The 18,800-nt window shown below is 72.0% G+C and carries 19 protein-coding genes; 11 read left to right on the plus strand and 8 right to left on the minus strand.

Annotated elements, in window-relative coordinates:
• The first annotated feature begins 9 nt into the window (after nucleotides 1-9).
• The 8 genes from AB0G10_RS27525 to AB0G10_RS27560 all read left to right on the plus strand — a co-directional run bounded on the left by AB0G10_RS27525 (nucleotide 10) and on the right by AB0G10_RS27560 (nucleotide 8,629).
• Nucleotides 10-882, plus strand: a complete 873-nt coding sequence (locus AB0G10_RS27525; RefSeq protein WP_360927583.1) for a xanthine dehydrogenase family protein subunit M — start codon at nucleotides 10-12, stop codon at nucleotides 880-882.
• Nucleotides 883-884: 2 nt separating this feature from the next.
• Nucleotides 885-1,355, plus strand: a complete 471-nt coding sequence (locus AB0G10_RS27530) for a (2Fe-2S)-binding protein (RefSeq protein WP_360927586.1) — start codon at nucleotides 885-887, stop codon at nucleotides 1,353-1,355.
• Nucleotides 1,352-3,745, plus strand: coding sequence for an aerobic carbon-monoxide dehydrogenase large subunit (locus AB0G10_RS27535; protein ID WP_360927589.1), 2,394 nt, complete (start codon nucleotides 1,352-1,354; stop codon nucleotides 3,743-3,745). The genes AB0G10_RS27530 and AB0G10_RS27535 overlap by 4 nt, the downstream gene beginning before the upstream one ends.
• Before the next feature lie 13 nt (nucleotides 3,746-3,758).
• Nucleotides 3,759-4,715, plus strand: coding sequence for an XdhC family protein (locus AB0G10_RS27540; protein WP_360927592.1), 957 nt, complete (start codon nucleotides 3,759-3,761; stop codon nucleotides 4,713-4,715).
• A complete protein-coding gene (locus AB0G10_RS27545) occupies nucleotides 4,712-5,293 on the plus strand; it encodes a nucleotidyltransferase family protein (RefSeq protein WP_360927594.1) in 582 nt (193 codons plus the stop codon). The genes AB0G10_RS27540 and AB0G10_RS27545 overlap by 4 nt, the downstream gene beginning before the upstream one ends.
• The gene (locus AB0G10_RS27550; protein ID WP_360927597.1) at nucleotides 5,280-6,143 is read left to right on the plus strand and encodes a MoxR family ATPase; all 864 of its coding nucleotides are present in this window, start codon (nucleotides 5,280-5,282) and stop codon (nucleotides 6,141-6,143) included. Before AB0G10_RS27545 ends, AB0G10_RS27550 begins: the two co-directional genes overlap by 14 nt.
• Nucleotides 6,140-7,360 carry an SRPBCC domain-containing protein gene (locus AB0G10_RS27555; RefSeq protein ID WP_360927600.1) on the plus strand — a complete coding sequence of 407 codons (1,221 nt, stop codon included), beginning with the start codon at nucleotides 6,140-6,142 and terminating at the stop codon, nucleotides 7,358-7,360. The genes AB0G10_RS27550 and AB0G10_RS27555 overlap by 4 nt, the downstream gene beginning before the upstream one ends.
• A gap of 66 nt (nucleotides 7,361-7,426) precedes the next feature.
• Nucleotides 7,427-8,629, plus strand: a complete 1,203-nt coding sequence (locus AB0G10_RS27560) for a VWA domain-containing protein (protein WP_360927603.1) — start codon at nucleotides 7,427-7,429, stop codon at nucleotides 8,627-8,629.
• On the opposite strand, the gene AB0G10_RS27565 is transcribed toward AB0G10_RS27560, so the two are convergent.
• Nucleotides 8,613-9,569 carry a LysR family transcriptional regulator gene (locus AB0G10_RS27565; RefSeq protein ID WP_360927606.1) on the minus strand — a complete coding sequence of 319 codons (957 nt, stop codon included), beginning with the start codon at nucleotides 9,567-9,569 and terminating at the stop codon, nucleotides 8,613-8,615. The two genes, AB0G10_RS27560 and AB0G10_RS27565, sit on opposite strands and share 17 nt — an antisense overlap.
• Nucleotides 9,570-9,735: 166 nt before the next feature.
• Here AB0G10_RS27565 and AB0G10_RS27570 point away from each other — a divergent pair, with 166 nt between their 5' ends.
• Both AB0G10_RS27570 and AB0G10_RS27575 read left to right on the plus strand, forming a co-directional pair.
• Nucleotides 9,736-10,497 carry an alpha/beta hydrolase gene (locus tag AB0G10_RS27570; RefSeq protein WP_360927609.1) on the plus strand — a complete coding sequence of 254 codons (762 nt, stop codon included), beginning with the start codon at nucleotides 9,736-9,738 and terminating at the stop codon, nucleotides 10,495-10,497.
• A gap of 42 nt (nucleotides 10,498-10,539) precedes the next feature.
• Nucleotides 10,540-11,229 (plus strand): GntR family transcriptional regulator, encoded by a 690-nt coding sequence (locus AB0G10_RS27575; protein WP_360927612.1) that lies wholly within the window; start codon nucleotides 10,540-10,542, stop codon nucleotides 11,227-11,229.
• On the opposite strand, the gene AB0G10_RS27580 is transcribed toward AB0G10_RS27575, so the two are convergent.
• Genes AB0G10_RS27580 through AB0G10_RS27595 form a run of 4 tightly spaced genes read right to left on the minus strand, consistent with a single transcriptional unit; the run spans nucleotide 11,219 to nucleotide 14,574 of the window.
• Complete coding sequence (locus AB0G10_RS27580; protein WP_360927614.1) at nucleotides 11,219-12,172, minus strand: VOC family protein; 954 nt, start codon at nucleotides 12,170-12,172, stop codon at nucleotides 11,219-11,221. The two genes, AB0G10_RS27575 and AB0G10_RS27580, sit on opposite strands and share 11 nt — an antisense overlap.
• Nucleotides 12,165-13,169 (minus strand): PrpF domain-containing protein, encoded by a 1,005-nt coding sequence (locus AB0G10_RS27585; RefSeq protein WP_360927617.1) that lies wholly within the window; start codon nucleotides 13,167-13,169, stop codon nucleotides 12,165-12,167. The genes AB0G10_RS27580 and AB0G10_RS27585 overlap by 8 nt, the downstream gene beginning before the upstream one ends.
• Entirely contained in the window at nucleotides 13,166-13,852 is a 687-nt protein-coding gene (locus AB0G10_RS27590; RefSeq protein ID WP_360927620.1) for a 4-carboxy-4-hydroxy-2-oxoadipate aldolase/oxaloacetate decarboxylase, read from the minus strand. The genes AB0G10_RS27585 and AB0G10_RS27590 overlap by 4 nt, the downstream gene beginning before the upstream one ends.
• A complete protein-coding gene (locus AB0G10_RS27595) occupies nucleotides 13,849-14,574 on the minus strand; it encodes a PIG-L deacetylase family protein (RefSeq protein ID WP_360927623.1) in 726 nt (241 codons plus the stop codon). The genes AB0G10_RS27590 and AB0G10_RS27595 overlap by 4 nt, the downstream gene beginning before the upstream one ends.
• Before the next feature lie 198 nt (nucleotides 14,575-14,772).
• Here AB0G10_RS27595 and AB0G10_RS27600 point away from each other — a divergent pair, with 198 nt between their 5' ends.
• On the plus strand, nucleotides 14,773-15,750 hold the full coding sequence (locus AB0G10_RS27600) for an arabinan endo-1,5-alpha-L-arabinosidase (RefSeq protein ID WP_360927625.1): 978 nt from the start codon (nucleotides 14,773-14,775) through the stop codon (nucleotides 15,748-15,750).
• A 340-nt stretch (nucleotides 15,751-16,090) separates the two neighbouring features.
• On the opposite strand, the gene AB0G10_RS27605 is transcribed toward AB0G10_RS27600, so the two are convergent.
• From AB0G10_RS27605 to AB0G10_RS27615, 3 genes are read right to left on the minus strand one after another with little or no spacing between them, the layout of a single operon-like run.
• Nucleotides 16,091-17,134: an amidoligase family protein gene (locus AB0G10_RS27605; RefSeq protein ID WP_360927628.1), complete on the minus strand. Its 1,044-nt coding sequence runs from the start codon at nucleotides 17,132-17,134 to the stop codon at nucleotides 16,091-16,093.
• 9 nt (nucleotides 17,135-17,143) lie between these two features.
• Nucleotides 17,144-17,983, minus strand: coding sequence for a hypothetical protein (locus AB0G10_RS27610; RefSeq protein ID WP_360927631.1), 840 nt, complete (start codon nucleotides 17,981-17,983; stop codon nucleotides 17,144-17,146).
• Nucleotides 17,980-18,507, minus strand: a complete 528-nt coding sequence (locus AB0G10_RS27615) for a SigE family RNA polymerase sigma factor (protein ID WP_360927634.1) — start codon at nucleotides 18,505-18,507, stop codon at nucleotides 17,980-17,982. Before AB0G10_RS27615 ends, AB0G10_RS27610 begins: the two co-directional genes overlap by 4 nt.
• Nucleotides 18,508-18,800 lie beyond the last annotated feature (293 nt).

Consider the following 18,800-nt stretch of genomic DNA (forward strand, 5'->3'; position numbering starts at 1 on the left):
AGGGTGCAGGTGCCGGCTCCGTTCGAGTACGAACGTGCCACGAGCGTAGATCAAGCAATTGGACTGCTGGAGCGACTCGGAAGCTCGGCGAGGCTGGTGGCCGGCGGCCACAGCCTGCTGCCGATGATGAAGCTCCGGCTGGCGAACTTCGAGTATCTGATCGACATCAACGATCTGCACGGCGAGCTGGGCTACATCCGGCTCGGCGGGGACGAGGTGCGGATCGGGGCGATGACGCGTCACCGTGAGCTGCTGGAGTCGGATGCTCTGGCGCGGGTGTTCCCGATCTTCCGGGACGCCGAGCGGGTGATCGCCGACCCGATCGTGCGGAACCGGGGCACGCTGGGCGGCTCGCTCTGCCAGGCGGACCCGTCGGAGGATCTGTCGGCGGTGTGCACGACCCTCGACGCGAGCTGCGTGATCCGCGGACCGGGCGGAGCCGAGCGCGTCGTGAGCATGGAGGAGTTCCACGTCGGCCCGTACGAGACGGCCGTGGGGGACGACGAGATCCTCACCGAGATCAGGATTCCGATCAAGCCGGAGAAGTCGGGCAGCGCCTACGCCAAGGTCGAGCGCCGCGCCGGCGACTGGGCCGTGGTCAGCGCGGGAGCGGCGGTCTGGCTGGACGACGCCGGCCGGATCACCGACGCGCGGGTGGGACTCGCCGCGGTCGGGCCCAACACCACCGGCATCCCGGAGATCTCCCGGGCGCTGCGGGGGCAGGAGCCGGCCGAGGCCCTGTACGAGCTGGCCGGCGCCGTCGCGGCGCGCAGCTGCGACCCGGCCACCGACACCCGGGGCAGCGCCGACTACAAGCGCCACCTGGCGGACGAACTGACGCGGCGCACCCTGCGCACGGCCGTCGAGCGGGCGAGGAGCTGAGCATGCAGGTCACCGTGACGGTGAACGGTGTCGAGTACACCAAGGAGATCGAGGGCCGGCTGCTGCTCGTGCACTTCCTGCGCGACACGCTCGGCCTGACCGGCACGCACTGGGGCTGCGACACCAGCAACTGCGGCACCTGCGTGGTCTGGATGGACGGCGAGCCGGTCAAGTCGTGCACCGTGCTCGCGGCGATGGCGGGCGGGCGCGAGGTCCGTACCGTTGAGGGTCTTGCCAACGGCGCCGAGCTGGACCCGATCCAGGAGGGCTTCCGGCAGTGCCACGGCCTGCAGTGCGGGTTCTGCACGCCGGGCATGCTGATGACCTGCCGGCATCTGCTCGACAAGAACCCGGACCCGACCGAGGGCGAGATCCGCGAGGCCATCTCCGGCCAGATCTGCCGGTGTACGGGTTACTCCTCCATTGTCCGGTCGGTCCGGTGGGCCGCGGTGCACGAGGCGGCGGCGAAATGACCGATCTGCAGGACAAGCGGCTGACCGACTTCGAGGACAACGATCAGAAACCGGTCGGCTTCGGCCGGATGCTCCGCAAGGAGGACGCGCGCCTGCTCCGCGGCCGCGGCCGGTTCGTCGACGACGTGCAGCTGCCCGGCATGCTGCACCTCGCGATCCTGCGCTCGCCGTTCGCGCACGCGAACATCGTCAGCATCGACACCAGCGCGGCCGAGGCGTCGCCCGGCGTGAAGGCCGTGGTGACCGGCGAGACGCTCAAGGGCCTGGGCCTTGCCTGGATGCCGACCCTCTCCAACGACGTGCAGGCCGTGCTCGCCACCGACAAGGTGCGCTTCCAGGGCCAGGAGGTCGCGTTCGTCGTCGCCGAGGACCGCTACCAGGCACGCGACGCCCTCGAGCTGATCGACGTCGAGTACGACGTGCTGGAGCCGGTGATCGACGTCCGGCGGGCGCTGGCCGAGGACGCCCCGATCATCCGCACCGACCTGGACGGCAAGAACGACAACCACGTCTTCGACTGGGAGACCGGCGACGAGGAGGAGACGAACCGCGTCTTCGCCACCGCCGACGTGGTCGTCAAGGAGGACATCGTCTACCCGCGCGTGCACCCGGCGCCGATGGAGACGTGCGGCTCGGTCGCCGACTTCGACCCGGTCGAGGGCAAGCTGCGGCTCTGGTCGACCACCCAGGCCCCGCACGCGCACCGGACCCTCTACGCGATCGTGGCGGGCCTGCCCGAGCACAAGATCCAGGTGATCGCGCCGGACATCGGCGGCGGCTTCGGCAACAAGGTCCCGATCTACCCGGGATACGTGCACAGCATCGTCGGCTCCATCGTCACCGGCAAACCGGTGAAGTGGATGGAGGACCGCTCGGAGAACCTGATCAGCACCGGCTTCGCGCGTGACTACATCATGCAGGCGGAGATCGCGGCGACCCGCGAGGGCAAGATCCTGGCGATCCGGACGAACGTGCTCGCCGACCACGGCGCGTTCAACGGCACGGCCGCGCCGGTGAAGTACCCGGCCGGCTTCTTCGGCGTCTTCACCGGCAGCTACGACCTGCAGGCCGCGCACTGCAAGATGACGGCGGTCTACACGAACAAGGCGCCGGGCGGTGTCGCGTACGCCTGCTCGTTCCGCATCACCGAGGCCGTCTACCTGGTCGAGCGGATCGTCGACGTGCTCGCCTACGAGCTGCGGATGGACCCGGCCGAGCTGCGCCTCAAGAACTTCATCCAGCCGGACCAGTTCCCGTACACGACCAAGACCGGCTGGGTGTACGACTCGGGCGACTACGAGCCCACGATGCGCCTCGCCATGGAGATGGCCGGGTACGAGGAACTGCGCAAGGAGCAGGCCGAGAAGCGGGCCCGCGGCGAGCTCATGGGCATCGGCATCTCGTTCTTCACCGAGGCGGTCGGCGCCGGCCCGCGCAAGAACATGGACATCCTCGGCCTCGGCATGGCCGACGGCTGCGAGCTGCGGGTGCACCCGACCGGCAAGGCCGTGGTGCGGCTCTCGGTGAAGACCCAGGGCCAGGGCCACGAGACCACGTTCGCGCAGATCGTCGCGGAGGAGCTGGGCATCCCGCCGGCCGACATCGACGTGGTGCACGGCGACACCGACAACACGCCGTTCGGTCTCGGCACGTACGGCAGCCGCTCCACCCCGGTCTCCGGCGCGGCGGCGGCCCTGGTGGCCCGCAAGGTCCGGGACAAGGCGCAGCTGATCGCCTCGGCGATGCTCGAGGTGTCGGTCGCCGACCTGGACTGGGTCAAGGGCGCTTTCCAGGTCAAGGGCGACCCCGGCAAGTCGGTGACGATCCAGGACATCGCGATGCGGGCGCACGGCGCGGGCGACCTCCCGGACGGCATGGAGGGCGGCCTCGAGGCGCAGATCTGCTACAACCCGTCGAACCTGACGTACCCGCACGGGGCGTACATCTGCGTGGTCGACATCGACCCGGGCACCTCCGAGGTCAAGGTCCGCCGCTTCATCGCTGTCGACGACTGCGGCACCCGGATCAACCCGATGATCATCGAGGGCCAGGTGCACGGTGGCCTCACCGACGGCGTCGGCATGGCGCTCATGGAGATGATCGCGTTCGACGAGGACGGCAACTGCCTCGGCGCGTCGCTGATGGACTACCTCATCCCGACCGCCCTGGAGGTGCCCGACTGGGAGACCGGCTTCACCGTCACCCCGTCGCCGCACCACCCGATCGGCGCGAAGGGCGTGGGGGAGTCGGCCACCGTCGGCTCGCCGCCGGCGATCGTGAACGCGGTCGTCGACGCGCTCAAGCCGTTCGGCGTCCGGCACGCGGACATGCCGCTCACCCCGTCCCGGGTCTGGGACGCCATGCGCGGCCGGGCCACGCCGCCGATCTGAGGGGAACGCGAGAATGACGACGACGAGCACCGCCGAGCGGGCACGCCAGCTCACGGACGCGCGGAAGCCGTTCGTGCACGCCACCGTGGTCCGGGCCCAGGAGCCGACCTCGGCCCGGGCCGGCGACGACGCGGTGATCCTGGCCGACGGGTCCATCGAGGGCTTCGTCGGCGGGGTCTGCGCGGAGACGTCGGTGCGGGCCGCGGCGATGGACTCGCTGCGGGACGGGAGCACCGTGCTGCTGCGGGTGCTGCCGGAGGATTCGGCCGCGTTCCCCGAGACGCCCGGCGCGCTCGTCGTCGTCAACCCCTGTCACAGTGGCGGAGCCATCGAGATCTTTCTGCGTCCGGTTCTGCCCAAGCCGCTGGTCACGGTGGAGGGGAACACCCCGATCGGTACGGCGGTCGCGGAGCTGGCGTCCTTCCTGGACTTCGAAATCGCCCCGTCCGGGACCTATGCTGGCGCTACCGCGGCTGTCGTGGCCGGGCTCGGCCGCGACGAGGAACGCGCCATCCGCGGTGCGCTGGACGCCGGTGTCGGCCTGATCGCGCTGGTCGCCAGCCACAAGCGGGCGGCCGTGGTGCTCGACGCCATGGAGCTGAGCGAGGACGAGCGGGAGCGGATCCGCCCGCACGCCGGGCTCGACATCGGTGCCCGTACTCCGAAGGAGATCGCTCTCGCGGTGTGCGCGGAGATCGTGCGGGAGATCCGCCTCGGCGGTCTCGCGCCGCGTGCGTTCCCGGGGTCGTCGCATGCGGAGGCCGCCGCCTTCGCCAAGGCCCGGCCCGAGTTCGTGGCAGGTCCGACGCTGCCCGTCGGGCCTGCCACCCCTGCCGCGACGGCCGTCGACCCCATCTGCGGCATGACCGTGGTGATCGGCGAGGACACCCCGCACGGCGTCGTCGGCGGCGAGGACTACTGGTTCTGCTGCCCCGGCTGCCGCACGAAGTTCCTGGCCTCGCAGCGATGACGGTGACCGGGCTGGTGCTGGCCGCCGGTGGCTCGCGGCGGCTCGGTGAGGCGAAGCAGCTGCTGCCGTTCCGGGGCCGCACGCTGCTGGACACCACCCTCGACATGGCCCGGGCCTGCGGCTTCGACGACCTTCTGGTCACCCTGGGCGGTTCGGCCGAGGCCGTCCGGGACCGGGTGGATCTTTCCGGGGTACGGGTGATCGAGAACCCGGCGTTCTCCAGCGGATGTGGCTCCTCGGTCCGTTCGTCGGTGGCTCATGTCCTCGCCGGCTCGGACCGTCTCGTGCTGCTGCTCGGTGACCAGCCCGGGATCCGGCCGTCCGACGTGCGCCGGCTCTGCGAGGCGCCCACGCCGATCGCTGTCTGCCGGTACGCCGACGGCCTCGGGCACCCGTTCCTGTTCCGCCGGGAGGTCTTCGGCGCGCTGGCGGACCTGCACGGCGACAAGGCGGTGTGGAAGCTGCTGCACTCGGGCAGGTACCCGGTGACCGCAGTGGACGTCGCCGGTACGGTGCCGGTCGACGTGGACACCCGGGAAGACTACGAGCGGCTGCTGAGGTCCTGTGAACAGTCCTGACGAGGTCGTCCAGCGCCTCGACGCCGTCGACTACCTGGTCGACGACGGCCTCGCCATGGCCGTCTTCCTGGCGCTGCGGCTCGGCAAGCCGCTGCTGCTCGAGGGCGAGCCGGGCGTCGGCAAGACCGCCGCCGCGAAGGCGCTGGCCCAGGCCCTGGACACGCCGTTCATCCGGCTGCAGTGCTACGAGGGGCTGACCGCCGGCGAGGCCCTGTACGAGTGGAACTACCAGCGCCAGCTCCTGCACATCCGGCTCGCCGAGGCGCAGGGCCGGTCGCTCGGCGACGCCGACCTGTTCACCACCGACTTCCTCCAGGAACGGCCGATCCTCAAAGCCGTCCGGCACGCCGGGCCCACCCCGCCGGTGCTGCTGATCGACGAGATCGACCGGGCCGACGACGAGTTCGAGGCGCTGCTCTTCGAGTTCCTCGGCGAGGCCGCGATCACCATCCCCGAGCTGGGCACCTTCGCCGCGACCCGGCCGCCGATCGTGGTGCTCACCTCGAACCGCAGCCGCGACCTGCACGACGCGCTGCGCCGACGCTGCCTCTACCACTGGATCGAGTTCCCGGCCGCGGACCGGGCCGCCGCCATCGTGCGCCGCGCGGTGCCGGGCGCCTCGGCCCCGCTGATCCGCGACACCACCGAGTTCATCGGCCGGGTGCGCCGGCTCGACCTGGACAAGGCACCCGGCCTCGCCGAGACCATCGACTGGGTGTCCGCCCTGGCCGCGCTCGGGGTCGCCGACCTCGCCGACGCGGACGTCCTGCGCACCATCGGCACCATCGCCAAGACCCCCGACGACCGTGATCTGGTCGCCGGGGCCGTCCACCGGGAGACCCGCGCATGAAGATCACTAACGAGTTCGTCGTCCACACCCCGATCGACCGCGCCTGGCGGGTGCTGACCGACCTGGAAGGCGTCGCGCCGTGTATGCCGGGCGCCCAGCTCACCGGGGTGGAGGGCGACGTCTACCAGGGCCGGGTGAAGGTCAAGGTCGGCCCGGTGATCTCCGACTTCACCGGCACGGCGCAGTTCACCGCGAAGGACGACGCCGCCTACCGCGCGGTCATCGACGCGAAGGGCCGCGACGCCCGCTCGGCCGGCAACGCCGCCGCCGTCGTGACCGCCTGGCTCACCCCGTCCGGCGACGACAGCACCCGGGTCAACGTCGAGACCGACCTGAAGATCAGCGGGAAGCTGGCCCAGTTCGGCAGCGGCATGATCAAGGAGGTGTCCGGCAAGCTGCTCGCCCAGTTCGTCGCCAACCTCGAGAAGAAACTCGCCGAGGACGACGCCGCCGCGCCCGCCGCTGCGGCCGCTTCGGGCGAGGCCGCGGCGACCGCTCCGGGTGAGGCCGCCCCGGCCGTTTCGGGTGAGGCTGCGGTGGCTGCCGAGCCGGCGCCGTCTGCGGCTGCCGGGGCTGCGCCCTCCGCGTCGGTGGGGGCTGCGGCGGCAGGCGGTGCTTCGGTGGCGGAGCCGGTCGCGGAGGGTGGTGCGTCGGCGGCCGCGGTGGAGACGGCGCCGGCCACCGGGGTGGCGCTGGGCTCGGTGGCGCCGGGCACTCCCGATTCTGCGGGCGGCATTACGGACAAGTCGGATTCGTCGGTTCCGGATCCGTCCGCCGGTGAGGTCGAAGCCGCCGCGGGTCGCACCGACGTCGCCGATGGCACGCCCGACCCGATCGCCCCGCTCAACGTCCCGGAGGCCGAGCTCATCAAGGCCGGCGACAGCACGGCCGCGGCGGAGGCCCGCACCGAGACCACCGCCGGCGCCTCGACGACCACCCCGGCCGACCCCGCCGCAGCTTCTGGCCCCGCCACCGCCTCCGGCCTCGCCACCGCTGCGGCCGGTAACGGCGCTGTGCCGGCCACGACGAGTGCTGCCGCTGCCACTGATCGGGCCGCCGCGGGGGCGAGTGGGGAGCGGAAGATCGAGTCGGCGGAGCCGGAGGCGCTCGATCTGCTCGAGGTGGCCGGTGGGTCGATCTACAAGAGGGCGATTCCGGTCGTCGTCGGCGTGGCCGTGGTGGCCGCGGTGATCGTCTGGGCCGTGGCGCGTCCCTGATCGCGGTGGGATGTCCCGTCATGCCGAGCCGGCCCGACGTGCCCGGCCGGCCGGAGCGCGGTGATCGTGGCTTCCGCTGAGGCCGGGCCGGTGCTGTTGCGCGGCACGGATCGGGCCGCGTTCGCCGTGGCGTTCGTGGCGCGGTTGCGCCGTGCCGGGCTGACGGCCGGGATCACCGAGACGGACGACCTGGTGCGGGCGCTGGCGGCGAGTCCGCCGGCGGCGCGGGACAGGCTCTATTGGACCGCGCGTATCGCGCTGGTGCGGCGGCAGGCGGATCTCGCGGTGTTCGACGAGGTGTTCGCGGCGGTGTTCGACGACGCCGCGCCGCTGCCGCTGAGCCGCTCGGCGCTGCGTCCCGGCCGGCGCGACGACGGGGTGCACGTGAAGGTGCCGGCCGGCGGGGACGGGACCAGCGCGGGCGGAGGGCTGCCCTGGGCGACGCTGCCGCCCGTCGTCGACGCCGGCGAGGACGGGGAGGACTCCGGGCTGCGCGTGCCGGAGCTTCGCCCGAGCGCGCTCGCCGGGCTCGCCGAGCGGCCGTTCGAGGAACTCGACGAGACGCAGATCCGGGCGCTCGGCGCGAACCTGCACGCGGCGCTGCGCCGCTGGCCGCAGCGGCGCACCCGGCGGCACACCACCGACCCGGCCGGGCGCCGGGTGGCGTTGCGGCCGACGATCGCGCGGGCGCGGCGTACGGGATGGGAGGCGGTCACCGTGGTCCGGCAGAAACCGGTCCGGGAGCCGCGGCGGGTGGTCCTGCTCTGCGACGTCAGCGAGTCGATGCGGGCGCAGGCGGCCGCGTACCTCCAGATGATGCGGGCGTTCACGGTGGTGGCCGACGCCGAGGCGTTCGCGTTCGGGACGACGCTGACCCGGCTCACCCCAGTGCTGCGGAACGCCTCCGTGCAGGCGGCCGTCGATCAGGCGAGCGCGGCGGTGAGCGACCGGTTCGGAGGTACGCGGATCGCCGCGAACCTGCGGGCCGTGCTCGACTCGCACCACGGCAACGCGCTGCGGGGCGGCGTGGTGATCATCGCGTCGGACGGGTGGGACAGCGATCCGCCGGAGATGATGACGGCGGTGATGGCGCGACTGCGGCGCAGGGCGTACCGGATCATCTGGCTCAATCCTCGCGCCGGAACGCCCGGCTGGACCCCGCGGGTGGCGGCCATGGCCGCCGCACTTCCCTACTGCGACCGGCTCATGCCCGCCGCCAGTTTCGGAGACCTGCACGCCTGCCTGGAAGCGATCAACTCCAGAGCGTGACGTGCACGGACGGCCGGAAGCGGGACTTGTTGATGCCGGTGCCGCGCATCATCGCCTGGATCGCGCGCGGCGTCGAGGCGAAGCGGGCCAGCTCACCGGCGGCGGACGGGGTGGCCGGCTCGGCCAGGGTGATCGAGTGCCACACCTCCTCGAGCGTCGCGTGCGAGCCGCAGAAGCCGACCAGGTGGCCCTTGCGGATCTCCGGGGCGACCGTGAACGACAGCGCCGCCGCGACACCCCGGCCCCGCTTCGCCTCCTCGACGGCGGCCGCGTGGCTCTGGAAGATCTGCTGCCGGTCGTCGGGCACCCCGAGGCGGCGCACCAGCGTGCGGACCGCGCCGCTGTCGGCCACCGCGGACGGGCCCAGCAGCCAGGTCTGGTCCCGGAGCTGGCGCAGCGTCGGCTGGGTGCCGGCGAGCGGGTGGTCGGGGGAGGCCACCGTGACGACCTTGTAGTACATGACCGGGCGGCACACCACGGCCGGATCGGGCAGCGGCGGCGGCGGGCCGATCGCGATGTCGATCGTGCGCTCCAGCAGCGCCTCCACGAACGAGCCCGGGTTGCGCACGCTGAGTTCCAGGTCGAGGTCGGCGGCGCGGTTCGCGAACGTCTCGATGAGGCCGGGCGCGGCGTGCTCGGCGAACAGGCTCGACGCGCCGGCCCGGAGCAGGCGGCGGCCCTGACCGGCGGCGCTCACCTCGAGGACCGTGATGTCCTGCAGGCCGAGCATCTCGGTGGCCCGGCTCGCCAGCCGCAGGCCGCCCGGGGTGAACGTGAGCCCCCCGGCCGACCGGGAGAACAGCTGATCGCCGAGCTCCTTGCGCAGCTGGCCGATGTGGAGGGAGATCGCCGACTCGGAGACCTCGAGCTGGGCGGCGGCCAGCTTGACCGAGCCGAGGCGGACCACGGCGGAATAGGCACGCAACTGGGTGGGGGTCACAGGCGGTAATTCCCCCTATGGAGTGATCGGACGCTCACCCGCAATCTATCGCGGTCACGCCGTGACGGCTGCCCGCGTCGCGGATGCCGGTGATCTCACCGATGCCCGATCATGGCGGGCGGCTCTACGCTTCACCTGCCTCCGCGAGAGAAGGGAACACGCGCACATGCCCAGCTTCCAGGCCGGTGACGGTGTCGAGATCCACTACCAGACCTGGGAGGGGAGCGCGTCCGGGCCGCCTGTTCTGCTGCACCACGGATTCATCGCCGACGGTCTCACCAACTGGGTTCAGCCGGGCGTCGTCGCGGCGCTGACCGCGGCCGGCCGTCCCGTCGTGACGATCGACGCCCGCGGGCACGGCCGGTCCGGCAAGCCGCACGACCCGTCGTTCTACGGCGAGGTGCGGATGTCGGACGACCTGATCCAGCTCATGGATCTGCTCGGCGAGCCGTCCTACGACCTGGTCGGCTACTCGATGGGCGCGATCGTCTCGCTGATCACCGCGACCCGGGAGACGCGGATCCGCCGGCTCGTCGCGGGCGGCGTGGGCGCGGCGGTGGTCGAGCTCGGCGGCGTGGACACCCGGGTGATCGGTCCGGGGCCGCTGCGGGAGGCGCTGTCGGCCGAGGACCCGTCGGCGATCACCGACCCGGCGGCCGCCGGGTTCCGCGCCTTCATCGACGCGGTCGGTGGCGACCGGGCCGCCCTCGCGGCCCAGGCCCTGCGCATGCACGCCGACCCGATCCCGCTCGACACCATCGCCGTGCCCACCCTGGTCATCGCCGGCCGGGACGACGTGCTGGCGGCCCGTCCCGAGGTGCTGGCGAAGGCCGTCCCGGGCGCCGAGCTGACCGTCGTCGACGGCGACCATCTCGGGGCGGTGCGCGAGCCGGCGTTCGCCCCGGCCCTGCTCAGCTTCCTGTCCTGAGGGGTATCGTGTGCGGGCCGGCACACGTGCGACGGGAACGGGATGTCTGCGGAGAAGAATCTCACGGGGGTACGCCGGACCGGGGACGGGAAGGGCAAGGCGACCGCCCGCGACGAACTGCGTACGGCGATCCTCGCGGGTGAGTACACGCCCGGTGAACGGCTCGTCGAGGCACAGCTGATCGAGCGCTTCGGGGTGAGCCGGTTCAACATCCGGCTCGCCCTGCAGGACCTGTCCGGCGAGGGGCTCGTCGAGATCCAGCGCAACCGCGGCGCCCAGGTCCGCAAGATCAGCCTCGCCGAGACGATCGAGATCACCCAGGTACGGATGGTGCTGGAGGGACTGGTGGCCGCGCAGGCCGCCGAGCGGGTCACCGGCGAGCAGGCGAGCGAGCTCGACGAGATCGGGCTGCTCATGCGCCGGGCCGTCGAGTCCGGCGAGTTCCGCCGCTACAGCGACCTCAACGTCCGGCTGCACGCCCTGGTCCGCACCATCGCCGGGCACGCCACGGCCGACCGGCTCATCGGCACGCTGCGGGCGCAGCTGGCCCGGCACCAGTTCATGCTCTCCCTGCTGCCGGGCCGGCCCCTCGTGTCGCTGCCGCAGCACGAACGGATCATCACGGCGATCCAGGACCGGGACCCGGTGGCCGCCGAGTCCGCGATGCGCGACCACATCGCCAGCGTGATCGAGGTGCTGCGCTCGCTGGAGGAGCCCGGGATCATCCGGTGACGGGAGGCGTCCCGTGGGTGTGGAACGACGCGATGGTCTCGAGCCCCCACGCCTGACCCTTCGCCCGCTCCGCCTCGGTCCACGTGATCACCTCGTGGTCCGGGGCGAGCAGCAGCCGCGCGCCGGCGTTGCACAGCTCGATGCGGTTGCCGCCGGGCTCCCAGACGTAGAGGAAGAACGTCTGCTGGATGGCGTGCTTGTGCGGCCCGGTCTCGATGTGCACGCCGGCCTCGAGGAACACGTCGGCGGCGCGCAGGATGTCCTCGCGGGTGTCGGTCGCGAACGCGACGTGGTGCAGCCGCCCCGGCGAGCCGGTCCAGTCCCGGGTGTGGACGACGTCGTAGGACTTGTCGGAGAACGTCAGCCAGACGGCGGCCTTCGTCCCGCTGTCCAGCACGATCTGCTCGCTGGGCCGCCCGGTCAGCGCCGCCACCACGAAGTCCTCGCTGGGCACCACGTCGCGCGCCAGGAAGTTGACGTGGTCGAGCCGCCGCACGTTCGCCCCGCGGCCGGGGAAGCGCGACGCCTGGTTCTTCAGCGACGGCCGGGTCGCGTCCGAGGGGACGTACCGCCGGGTCTCGTGGTAGATCCCGAACGGGTGGCCGTCCGGGTCGGTGAAGTGGAAGACCGGCCCGTACCCCGGTTCGTCATCGCTCCATCCGAGGCCGAGCCCGCTCCTCTCCACCGAGGCGACCCGCCGCTCCAGGGCCTCCGGGCTCCGGGCGCGCAGCCAGGTCCGGCCGATCCCCGAGGTGTTCGCGCCGGTCACCTTCACGGTGAACTGTTCGTAGTCGTCCCAGGCGTGCAGGTACACGCTGTCACCGCGCCGGTCGACCACCTCCATCGCCATCTGGTCGGTGAAGAACCGGACCGTGTCGTCGAGGACCGGGGTGAGCAGCTCGACGGCCGACACGTGGGCGACGTCGCGTATCTTCTCAGGCATGGGCGACTCCCTCCAGGAGCAGGCGGGCGGTGCTGACGACGGCCGACGTGCCGGCGTCGGGATCGATCACGACGTCGGTGAAGCCGGTCGGGTGTTCGATGCGGAGGTCCGGGCCGAGGTCACGGTCGGTGAGCCGGAGAGCCGTACCGACCGTGACGGCCGCCAGCACGCCGATCTGCGTGTGCACCCGGTGCGGGATGAACATCCGCGTGCTCACCGTCCCACCCCGCACCGGCGGAGAGATCAACCCCATTTTGGGTACGGTCGAAGCGCCGACGTCACCGAGTCCCATCATCGTCCCGGCAGTCAGCCGGAGTGCCTCGAGCCGGTGCCGGAGCCGTTCGTCGGCCTCCAGCCGCGCCGGGGTCTCGTACCCTGTGACGCCGAGGTCGCCGGCCTTCAGGAGCACGACCGGCATCCCGTTGTCGATCAGCGTGGCCGGGATCCCGCCGAGGTCGTCGACGAGGTTGCCGGTCGGCAGCAGCGCGCCGGCGACCGACCCGGCGGTGTCCCGGAACTCGACGAGCAGCCGGGCCGCGGTCCCCGGGACCCCGCTGATCGCGGTGTCGCCCGCGTAGACCGGTCGGCCGCCCCGGACCGGCACGTGAACCGTCGCGAGGGCACCGGTGTTGACCATTCTCACCCGTACCCTCGCTGTCTCTTGATCTGAAGAGACCGGCACCAGGCCGCGCTCTATCGCGAAGGGGCCGACCCCGGCCAGGATGTTGCCGCAGGGCTGCTCGGCGCTCACCCGGGGCTGGTCGACGTGCACCTGGAGGAAGAGGTAGTCGACGTCGGCGTCCGCGTCCTCGGACCGGCTGACCACGGCGACCTTGCTGGTCAGGGGATGCCCGCCGCCGATGCCGTCGATCTGCCGGGGGTCGGGCGAGCCCATGATCCGCAGTAGCAGGGCGTCGCGGTCGGCGGGCAGGTCGGCGGCGAGGAAGTAGGCGCCCTTGGACGTCCCGCCCCGCATCACCATGACCGGGATCCTCATGACGCGTCCACCCAGGTGACGCCGAGCCGCTCCAGCAGCGGCCGCAGCCGGTACATGTCCAGGCCCAGCTCACCGGCGGCGAGGCGCTCCCGTTTGGACTCCTCGTTCGCGACGCGCTCACGGGCGGCCTCCAGCACGGCCGCCGCTCGCTCGTGCGGAACCACGACCACCCCGTCGTCGTCGGCGACCACCGCGTCCCCCGGCCGGATCACCTGGCCGCCCACGACGACCGGCACGTTGACCGAGCCCGGGCTCGCCTTGACCGTCCCCTGCGTGCTGATCGCCCGCGACCAGACCGGGAAGCCCATGGCGCGCAGCCCGGCCACGTCCCGCACCCCGGCGTCGACGACCACCCCGGCCGCGCCCCGGGCCCGCAACGAGGTGGCGAGCAGGTCGCCGAGCATCCCGTCGGTCGACGGCGAGGTCGTCGTGACCACCACGACGTCGCCGGGCCGGACCTGCTCGACGGCCGCGTGGATCATCAGGTTGTCGCCGGGATGGCAGGAGACGGTCACCGCCGAGCCGGCGATCCGCGCGCCGTCCTGGATCGGCGTGATCCCGGGGCCCAGCGCGCCGCGCCGGCCGTCCGCCTCGTGCACCGCCGACGCGCCGGCCTCGGCCAGCCCGGCCGCCACGCCGGAGGGGATCCTCCGGGTGCTGCGGACGATCACGTGGCGGCTCACGACAGCTCCCGGGTGACCTGCGGGTAGATCCGCATGTACGCCTCGCTCTTCGTCTCGTCCGGCAGCCCGAGGTTCGGCCCCGAGTTGCGCGCCGCCTGCAGGCCGCGCCGGCCGCCGAGCTCGGTGTAGTACGCGTGCAGGTGCTTCTGCGCCGCCAGCACCCGCATGGCCTCGCACTTGCGCTCCCACACGGCGGTGATGTCGAGCAGCACGTCCGGGACGAAGCCGCACTGCTCGGGCTGGTGGGGTTCGAAGCAGAAGACCGGGGGAGCGCCGATCACCCCGCCCGGCCCTCCGACGCCCGGCGCCTGCGCGAGGATCCTCGCCTTGAGCGCGAGGGCGTGCGCGAACGCGTGGTCGCCGTTGTAGGGGTCGGCCGCCGCGTGGGTCAGCACGACCGCGGGCTGCACCTCGCGGTGCAGATCGATCAGCCCCTGCAACAGCGCGGGCGTCTCGACCAGCGGGTAGTCGTCCGCGTCGAAGAACCGGATCTCGGCGCCGAGCGCCGCCGCGGCCCGCTCGGCCTCGTCCCGCCGGTGCGCCTTGATCTGGTCGAGGGTGTAGCCCCGGCGCCACAGCGAGGCCGACTCGCCGCGCTCGCCGAAGCTCAGGCAACCGATCACCACCCGCTGCCCGCGGGAGGCGGCCAGGGCGATCGCCCCGCCGGCGCGCCAGACGAAATCACCGGGGTGTGCGGTGAGCACCAGGGTGGCATCAGTCATCACGAGGTCCCGTCCGTATCTCCAACAAGATTGTCAACATTCGGTAGCGTAGGCCGTTTGTCGTGCTGAAACAATCGTTGACAATCTCGTTGGCGGGACAGATTTTGTTGAGCCGGCTCGGGAAATCGAAGGCTCGAGGCAACCTTTTTCAGCGCTGCAATACACATAGGGGCATCCCCCATCGAAAGGTGAATCCCCATGAGAGCGCGCAAGGTCCTGCTGACCGCCGTGACCGCGATCGTGGCCGCGGCGGCCGGGCTCTACGGCCTGGAGACGGCCGACGCCGCCACCTACCCCAACCCCGGCGTGGTCACCGGCTCCACGTTCGCCCACGACCCCACGATGATCAAGAAGCCGACCGGCGGGTACCTGCTCGCCTACACGTCCCCGGGCATCGGCCTGAAGACGTCCCCGGACCGGACCGCGTTCGCCGACGCGGGCAAGGCGTTCCCGAACGGCACCCCGTGGGCCGACGCCTACACCGCCGCCGACAAGAACCTGTGGGCGCCGGACATCACGTACACCGGCGGCAAGTACCTGATGTACTACTCCGCCTCCACGTTCGGCTCCAGCAAGTCGGCGATCTTCCTGGCCGCGAGCACGACCGGCGCGGCCGGAACCTGGACCGACTACGGCAAGGTCGTCGAGTCCACCGCGACGAGCGGCTACAACGCCATCGACCCGAACCTGATCATCACGTCGTCGGGTGAGTGGTGGCTGAGCTTCGGCTCGTTCTGGAGCGGCATCAAGCTGGTGAAGCTCAACCCGTCGACCGGCAAGCGGGCCGACAGCACGATCCGGTCGATCGCCGAGCGGTTCGTGAACAGCAAGTCCGTCGAGGCGCCGGTCATCTTCGAGCGCAACGGCTGGTTCTACCTGTTCGTGGCGTTCGACTTCTGCTGCAAGGGCGCGTCCAGCACCTATCGCGTCATGGTGGGCCGGTCGAGGAGCATCACCGGGCCGTATGCTGACAAATCGGGCACGGCGATGACGGCGGGCGGTGGCACCGAGATTCTGGCGTCGCACGACGCCGTCTACGGGCCGGGGCATCCGGCGGTGTTCCAGGACGGGTCGCAGACGGTGCTGGCGTACCACTACTACCAGTCCAACGGGAACGCGAAGCTCGGCATCAACCTGCTCGGCTTCGACGCGGCGGGCTGGCCGTACGTCTACTGACGCCTCCGGCGCCCGGCGCCCGGCCTCCGGCCTCCGACACCCGGCGGCCGGCACCCGGCGCCCGGCGGCCGGCACCCGCCGCCCGGCCTCCGGCGCCCGGCACCCTGGCACCCTGGCGCCCGGCGCCCGGCGCCCGGCGCACGGCCTCCGGCGCCCGGCGCCCGGCGCCCGGCCTCCGGCGCCTGGCACCCGGCGGCCGCGTGGCTTCAGGCAGCCGCGCTGGGGCGAGGCGGCGGCTTGGCTTCGGGCGGCGGCGCGGCTTAGGCGGCCGTCCTGCTTCGGGCGGCGGCGCGGCCTTGGACGGCGGCGTGGCTGCGGGTGGCCGCGCGGCCGGCCTGGCTCACTCGCGGCCGGCCAGTGCCTCCGCGGCCAGCTCCAGCAGGTCTTCGCCGATCGGTAGTGGTGCTGGATCGAGACAACGCTCCAGGAGCAGCTCGACCAGCGCCGCCCGGTCGGCGATCCGGCCCTCGTCGATCATGCCGGGCAGGATCCTGATCTCGACGGTGTCGCGGATCGGCGGCTCGTCGGCGATCACCTGGGTCAGGTTGACATCATAGAATTTCGTCAGATTTCCGGTTTTGGCCGCTTCCTGCAGCTCGGCCCGCGTCGGATTCCCGGCGACCGCGTCGATCAGCGGCTGCGGAAGCGGGGCGAGGCGCCGGCAGTGCGGATTCGTCGCGAGGAGATGGCGCAGCGGCTCGCGCCAGTGGGCGAACAGGCGGATCACATTGGACAGGGCGGCGGCCGGCCGGAAGGGGCCGCCGTCCAGATGCAGGTGGACCGCCGCCTCCCGCGGAACCGTGAACCCCAGCTCCCGCGCCGGACCCAGCAGCTCGGCGAGCGCCTCGCGATGCCCCGTCGACAGCGGTGGGGTGATCACCTCGCAGGGCCGCTCCCGCTCACCGGAGAGCGGGGCCGCCAGCGCCACGGTCGCGCCGGCCGGGTCGTCGAGCCGGAAGATCTCCCCGTGCTGCCGGACCTCGGTGCCCCACAGCTTCGCGGCCGGCTCGAGCACGATCGGCAGCCGCGAACCCGGATCGCACTGCGTCGCCAGCAGACGCAGCAGCCGGCCGTCGTCGGTGAGGATCCGGAACCAGCCCGGGACGGCGGGCTCCCGGGGGTCGAGGCCGGCCAGCAGCGTGACGTCGTCGGCGAGCGTGCAGAGCAGGGTGCCGTCGTTCCGGCGTACCTCGAAGGCCTGGGTCAGATGCAGGAACCGGCCCAGGCCGGGAACCAGCGAGGGTTCGCTGTCGTGGTGCCAGACCGGCCGGACGCTGCCACCGCAGCGCCCGGCGAGGTCGAGGGCGAGCGTGCGCCGGCTGACGCCCGGGGGCGCCATCAGCTCGATCTCGAAGCCGATCCGCCGGCGCAGTCGCTCTGTCACACCGGGACCTTACGGCTGGAAGGGCAGGGTCTCGCCGGCCAGGATCTTCTTGCCGCCGGCGATCTTCGCGGCCCACGCGTCGTCGAGCTTCCACAGCTTCGCGAGCTTCACCGCGTCGTCGATGTCGTAGCCGGCGTCGAAGAACGCGCTGACCCGCTCACCGTCCTTGTATTCCTCGATCTTCTTCTTGTCGGGCTTCACGCCCGGCAGCGTCTCGCCCGCGAGCAGGCGCTTGCCGCCCTCGACCTTTGCCTCGAAGGGATCGTCGAGCTTCCAGAGCTTCGCGAGCTTCTCGGCGTCGTCCCAGTCGAACCCGCCGGAGAAGTAGGCCTGGAGCTGCTTCTCCTCCTCGGTGGTGGGGGTCGGCCGGTCGACCGGCTCCTCGGCGGGAGCGGACGGGGCGGGCGCGACCGGCAGCGTCTCGCCGAGCAGCAGCCGGCGGCCGGCCTCGGCCTTGACCTCGCCGATGTTCTCCGGGCTCATCTGCCAGAGCTTCGCCAGCTCGACGGCCTCGTTGTAGCTGTAGCCCGCGTCGAAGTAGGCGTCGTACTGCGCGAGCAGCTCCCTCTCGGCGGCGGACGGGTCGGGCGACGGCTCGGCCGGCGCCCCCGCGGGCAGGCCGGCGACCGGCACGGCCTGCGGGCCGGCGGGGAGGATGGCCGGCAGGTTCGCGATGCCGGCGATCAGGCCGGCGCTGAGCACCGCGCCACCGGCGGCCTGCGCGCCCCGCCGCCGCCACCGGCGCTTGCGGGCCAGCTCCTCGACGCGGGCGTAGACCAGGGCCGGGTCGGGCGTCTCGTTCTCATGGGTCTGGAAGGCTTCGCGCAGCCGGTCAGCGTGCTGGGTCACGACCACTCCTCGGCGTGGATTCGTTGATCTTGCTCTGCTTGCCGCTCCTCCAACCGGAGCGTTCGAAGTGCTTTGGACGCCTGGCTGCGCACCGTCGCGGGCGAGCAGTTGAGCAGGTCGCCGATCGTCTCGTCGTCGAGCTCCTCGTAGTAGCGCAGCACCAGCACGGCGCGCTGCTTGCGCCCGAGGGTGGCCAGCCGGTTCCAGAGGGCGTCCGAGTCGACGACGCTCTGCGCGTGGTCGTGGACGCCGCCACGCGCGTCGTCGATCTCGGCGAGGCGCTCACCGGCGGCATGGACGTTGCGGAAGGCCCAGCTGCGCCGCCAGGACAGGTATTCGTTGAGGACCATCCGGCGCACATAGGCGTCCGGAGAGTCGGAGCCGCTGATCCGCCGCCACTTGACCTGGGCCCGGGCCAGCACCTCCTGCACGACGTCCTGCGCGAGGTCGCGGTCGCCCGTCAGGACGACCGCGTAGCGCAGCAGGTTGGGAAGGCGCGCCACCGCGAATTGCTCGAAGGTCACACCCTTACAGACGCACGACGGCACCGTTCCGTGCACTCGTGCACGAAACTTTTTCTGACAGTCCGAAACCCGGCTGTACGGGAGAGCGACATTTCGGGCGTGAAGGCGGCCCTCCCGTGCAGCCGGCCCGGAGTGGCTGTACGGGAGAGCGACATTTCGGGCGTGAAGGCGGCCCTCCCGTACAGCCGGCCCGGAGTGGCTGTACGGGAGAGCGACATTTCGGGCGTGAAGGCGGCCCTCCCGTGCAGCCGGCCCGGAGTGGCTGTACGGGAGAGCGACATTTCGGGCGTGAA

The organism is Actinoplanes sp. NPDC023714 (assembly GCF_040639855.1).
Classification (GTDB): domain Bacteria; phylum Actinomycetota; class Actinomycetes; order Mycobacteriales; family Micromonosporaceae; genus Actinoplanes.

What these genes read in the sequence shown, in the direction of transcription:
- AB0G10_RS27530 (WP_360927586.1), top strand. Translation starts at nt 885, where the DNA reads ATGCAGGTCACCGTGACGGTGAACGGTGTCGAGTACACCAAGGAGATC.
- AB0G10_RS27535 (WP_360927589.1), top strand. Translation starts at nt 1,352, where the DNA reads ATGACCGATCTGCAGGACAAGCGGCTGACCGACTTCGAGGACAACGAT.
- AB0G10_RS27540 (WP_360927592.1), top strand. Translation starts at nt 3,759, where the DNA reads ATGACGACGACGAGCACCGCCGAGCGGGCACGCCAGCTCACGGACGCG.
- AB0G10_RS27545 (WP_360927594.1), top strand. Translation starts at nt 4,712, where the DNA reads ATGACGGTGACCGGGCTGGTGCTGGCCGCCGGTGGCTCGCGGCGGCTC.
- AB0G10_RS27555 (WP_360927600.1), top strand. Translation starts at nt 6,140, where the DNA reads ATGAAGATCACTAACGAGTTCGTCGTCCACACCCCGATCGACCGCGCC.
- AB0G10_RS27570 (WP_360927609.1), top strand. Translation starts at nt 9,736, where the DNA reads ATGCCCAGCTTCCAGGCCGGTGACGGTGTCGAGATCCACTACCAGACC.
- AB0G10_RS27575 (WP_360927612.1), top strand. Translation starts at nt 10,540, where the DNA reads ATGTCTGCGGAGAAGAATCTCACGGGGGTACGCCGGACCGGGGACGGG.
- AB0G10_RS27580 (WP_360927614.1), bottom strand. Translation starts at nt 12,172, where the DNA reads ATGCCTGAGAAGATACGCGACGTCGCCCACGTGTCGGCCGTCGAGCTG.
- AB0G10_RS27585 (WP_360927617.1), bottom strand. Translation starts at nt 13,169, where the DNA reads ATGAGGATCCCGGTCATGGTGATGCGGGGCGGGACGTCCAAGGGCGCC.
- AB0G10_RS27595 (WP_360927623.1), bottom strand. Translation starts at nt 14,574, where the DNA reads ATGACTGATGCCACCCTGGTGCTCACCGCACACCCCGGTGATTTCGTC.
- AB0G10_RS27600 (WP_360927625.1), top strand. Translation starts at nt 14,773, where the DNA reads ATGAGAGCGCGCAAGGTCCTGCTGACCGCCGTGACCGCGATCGTGGCC.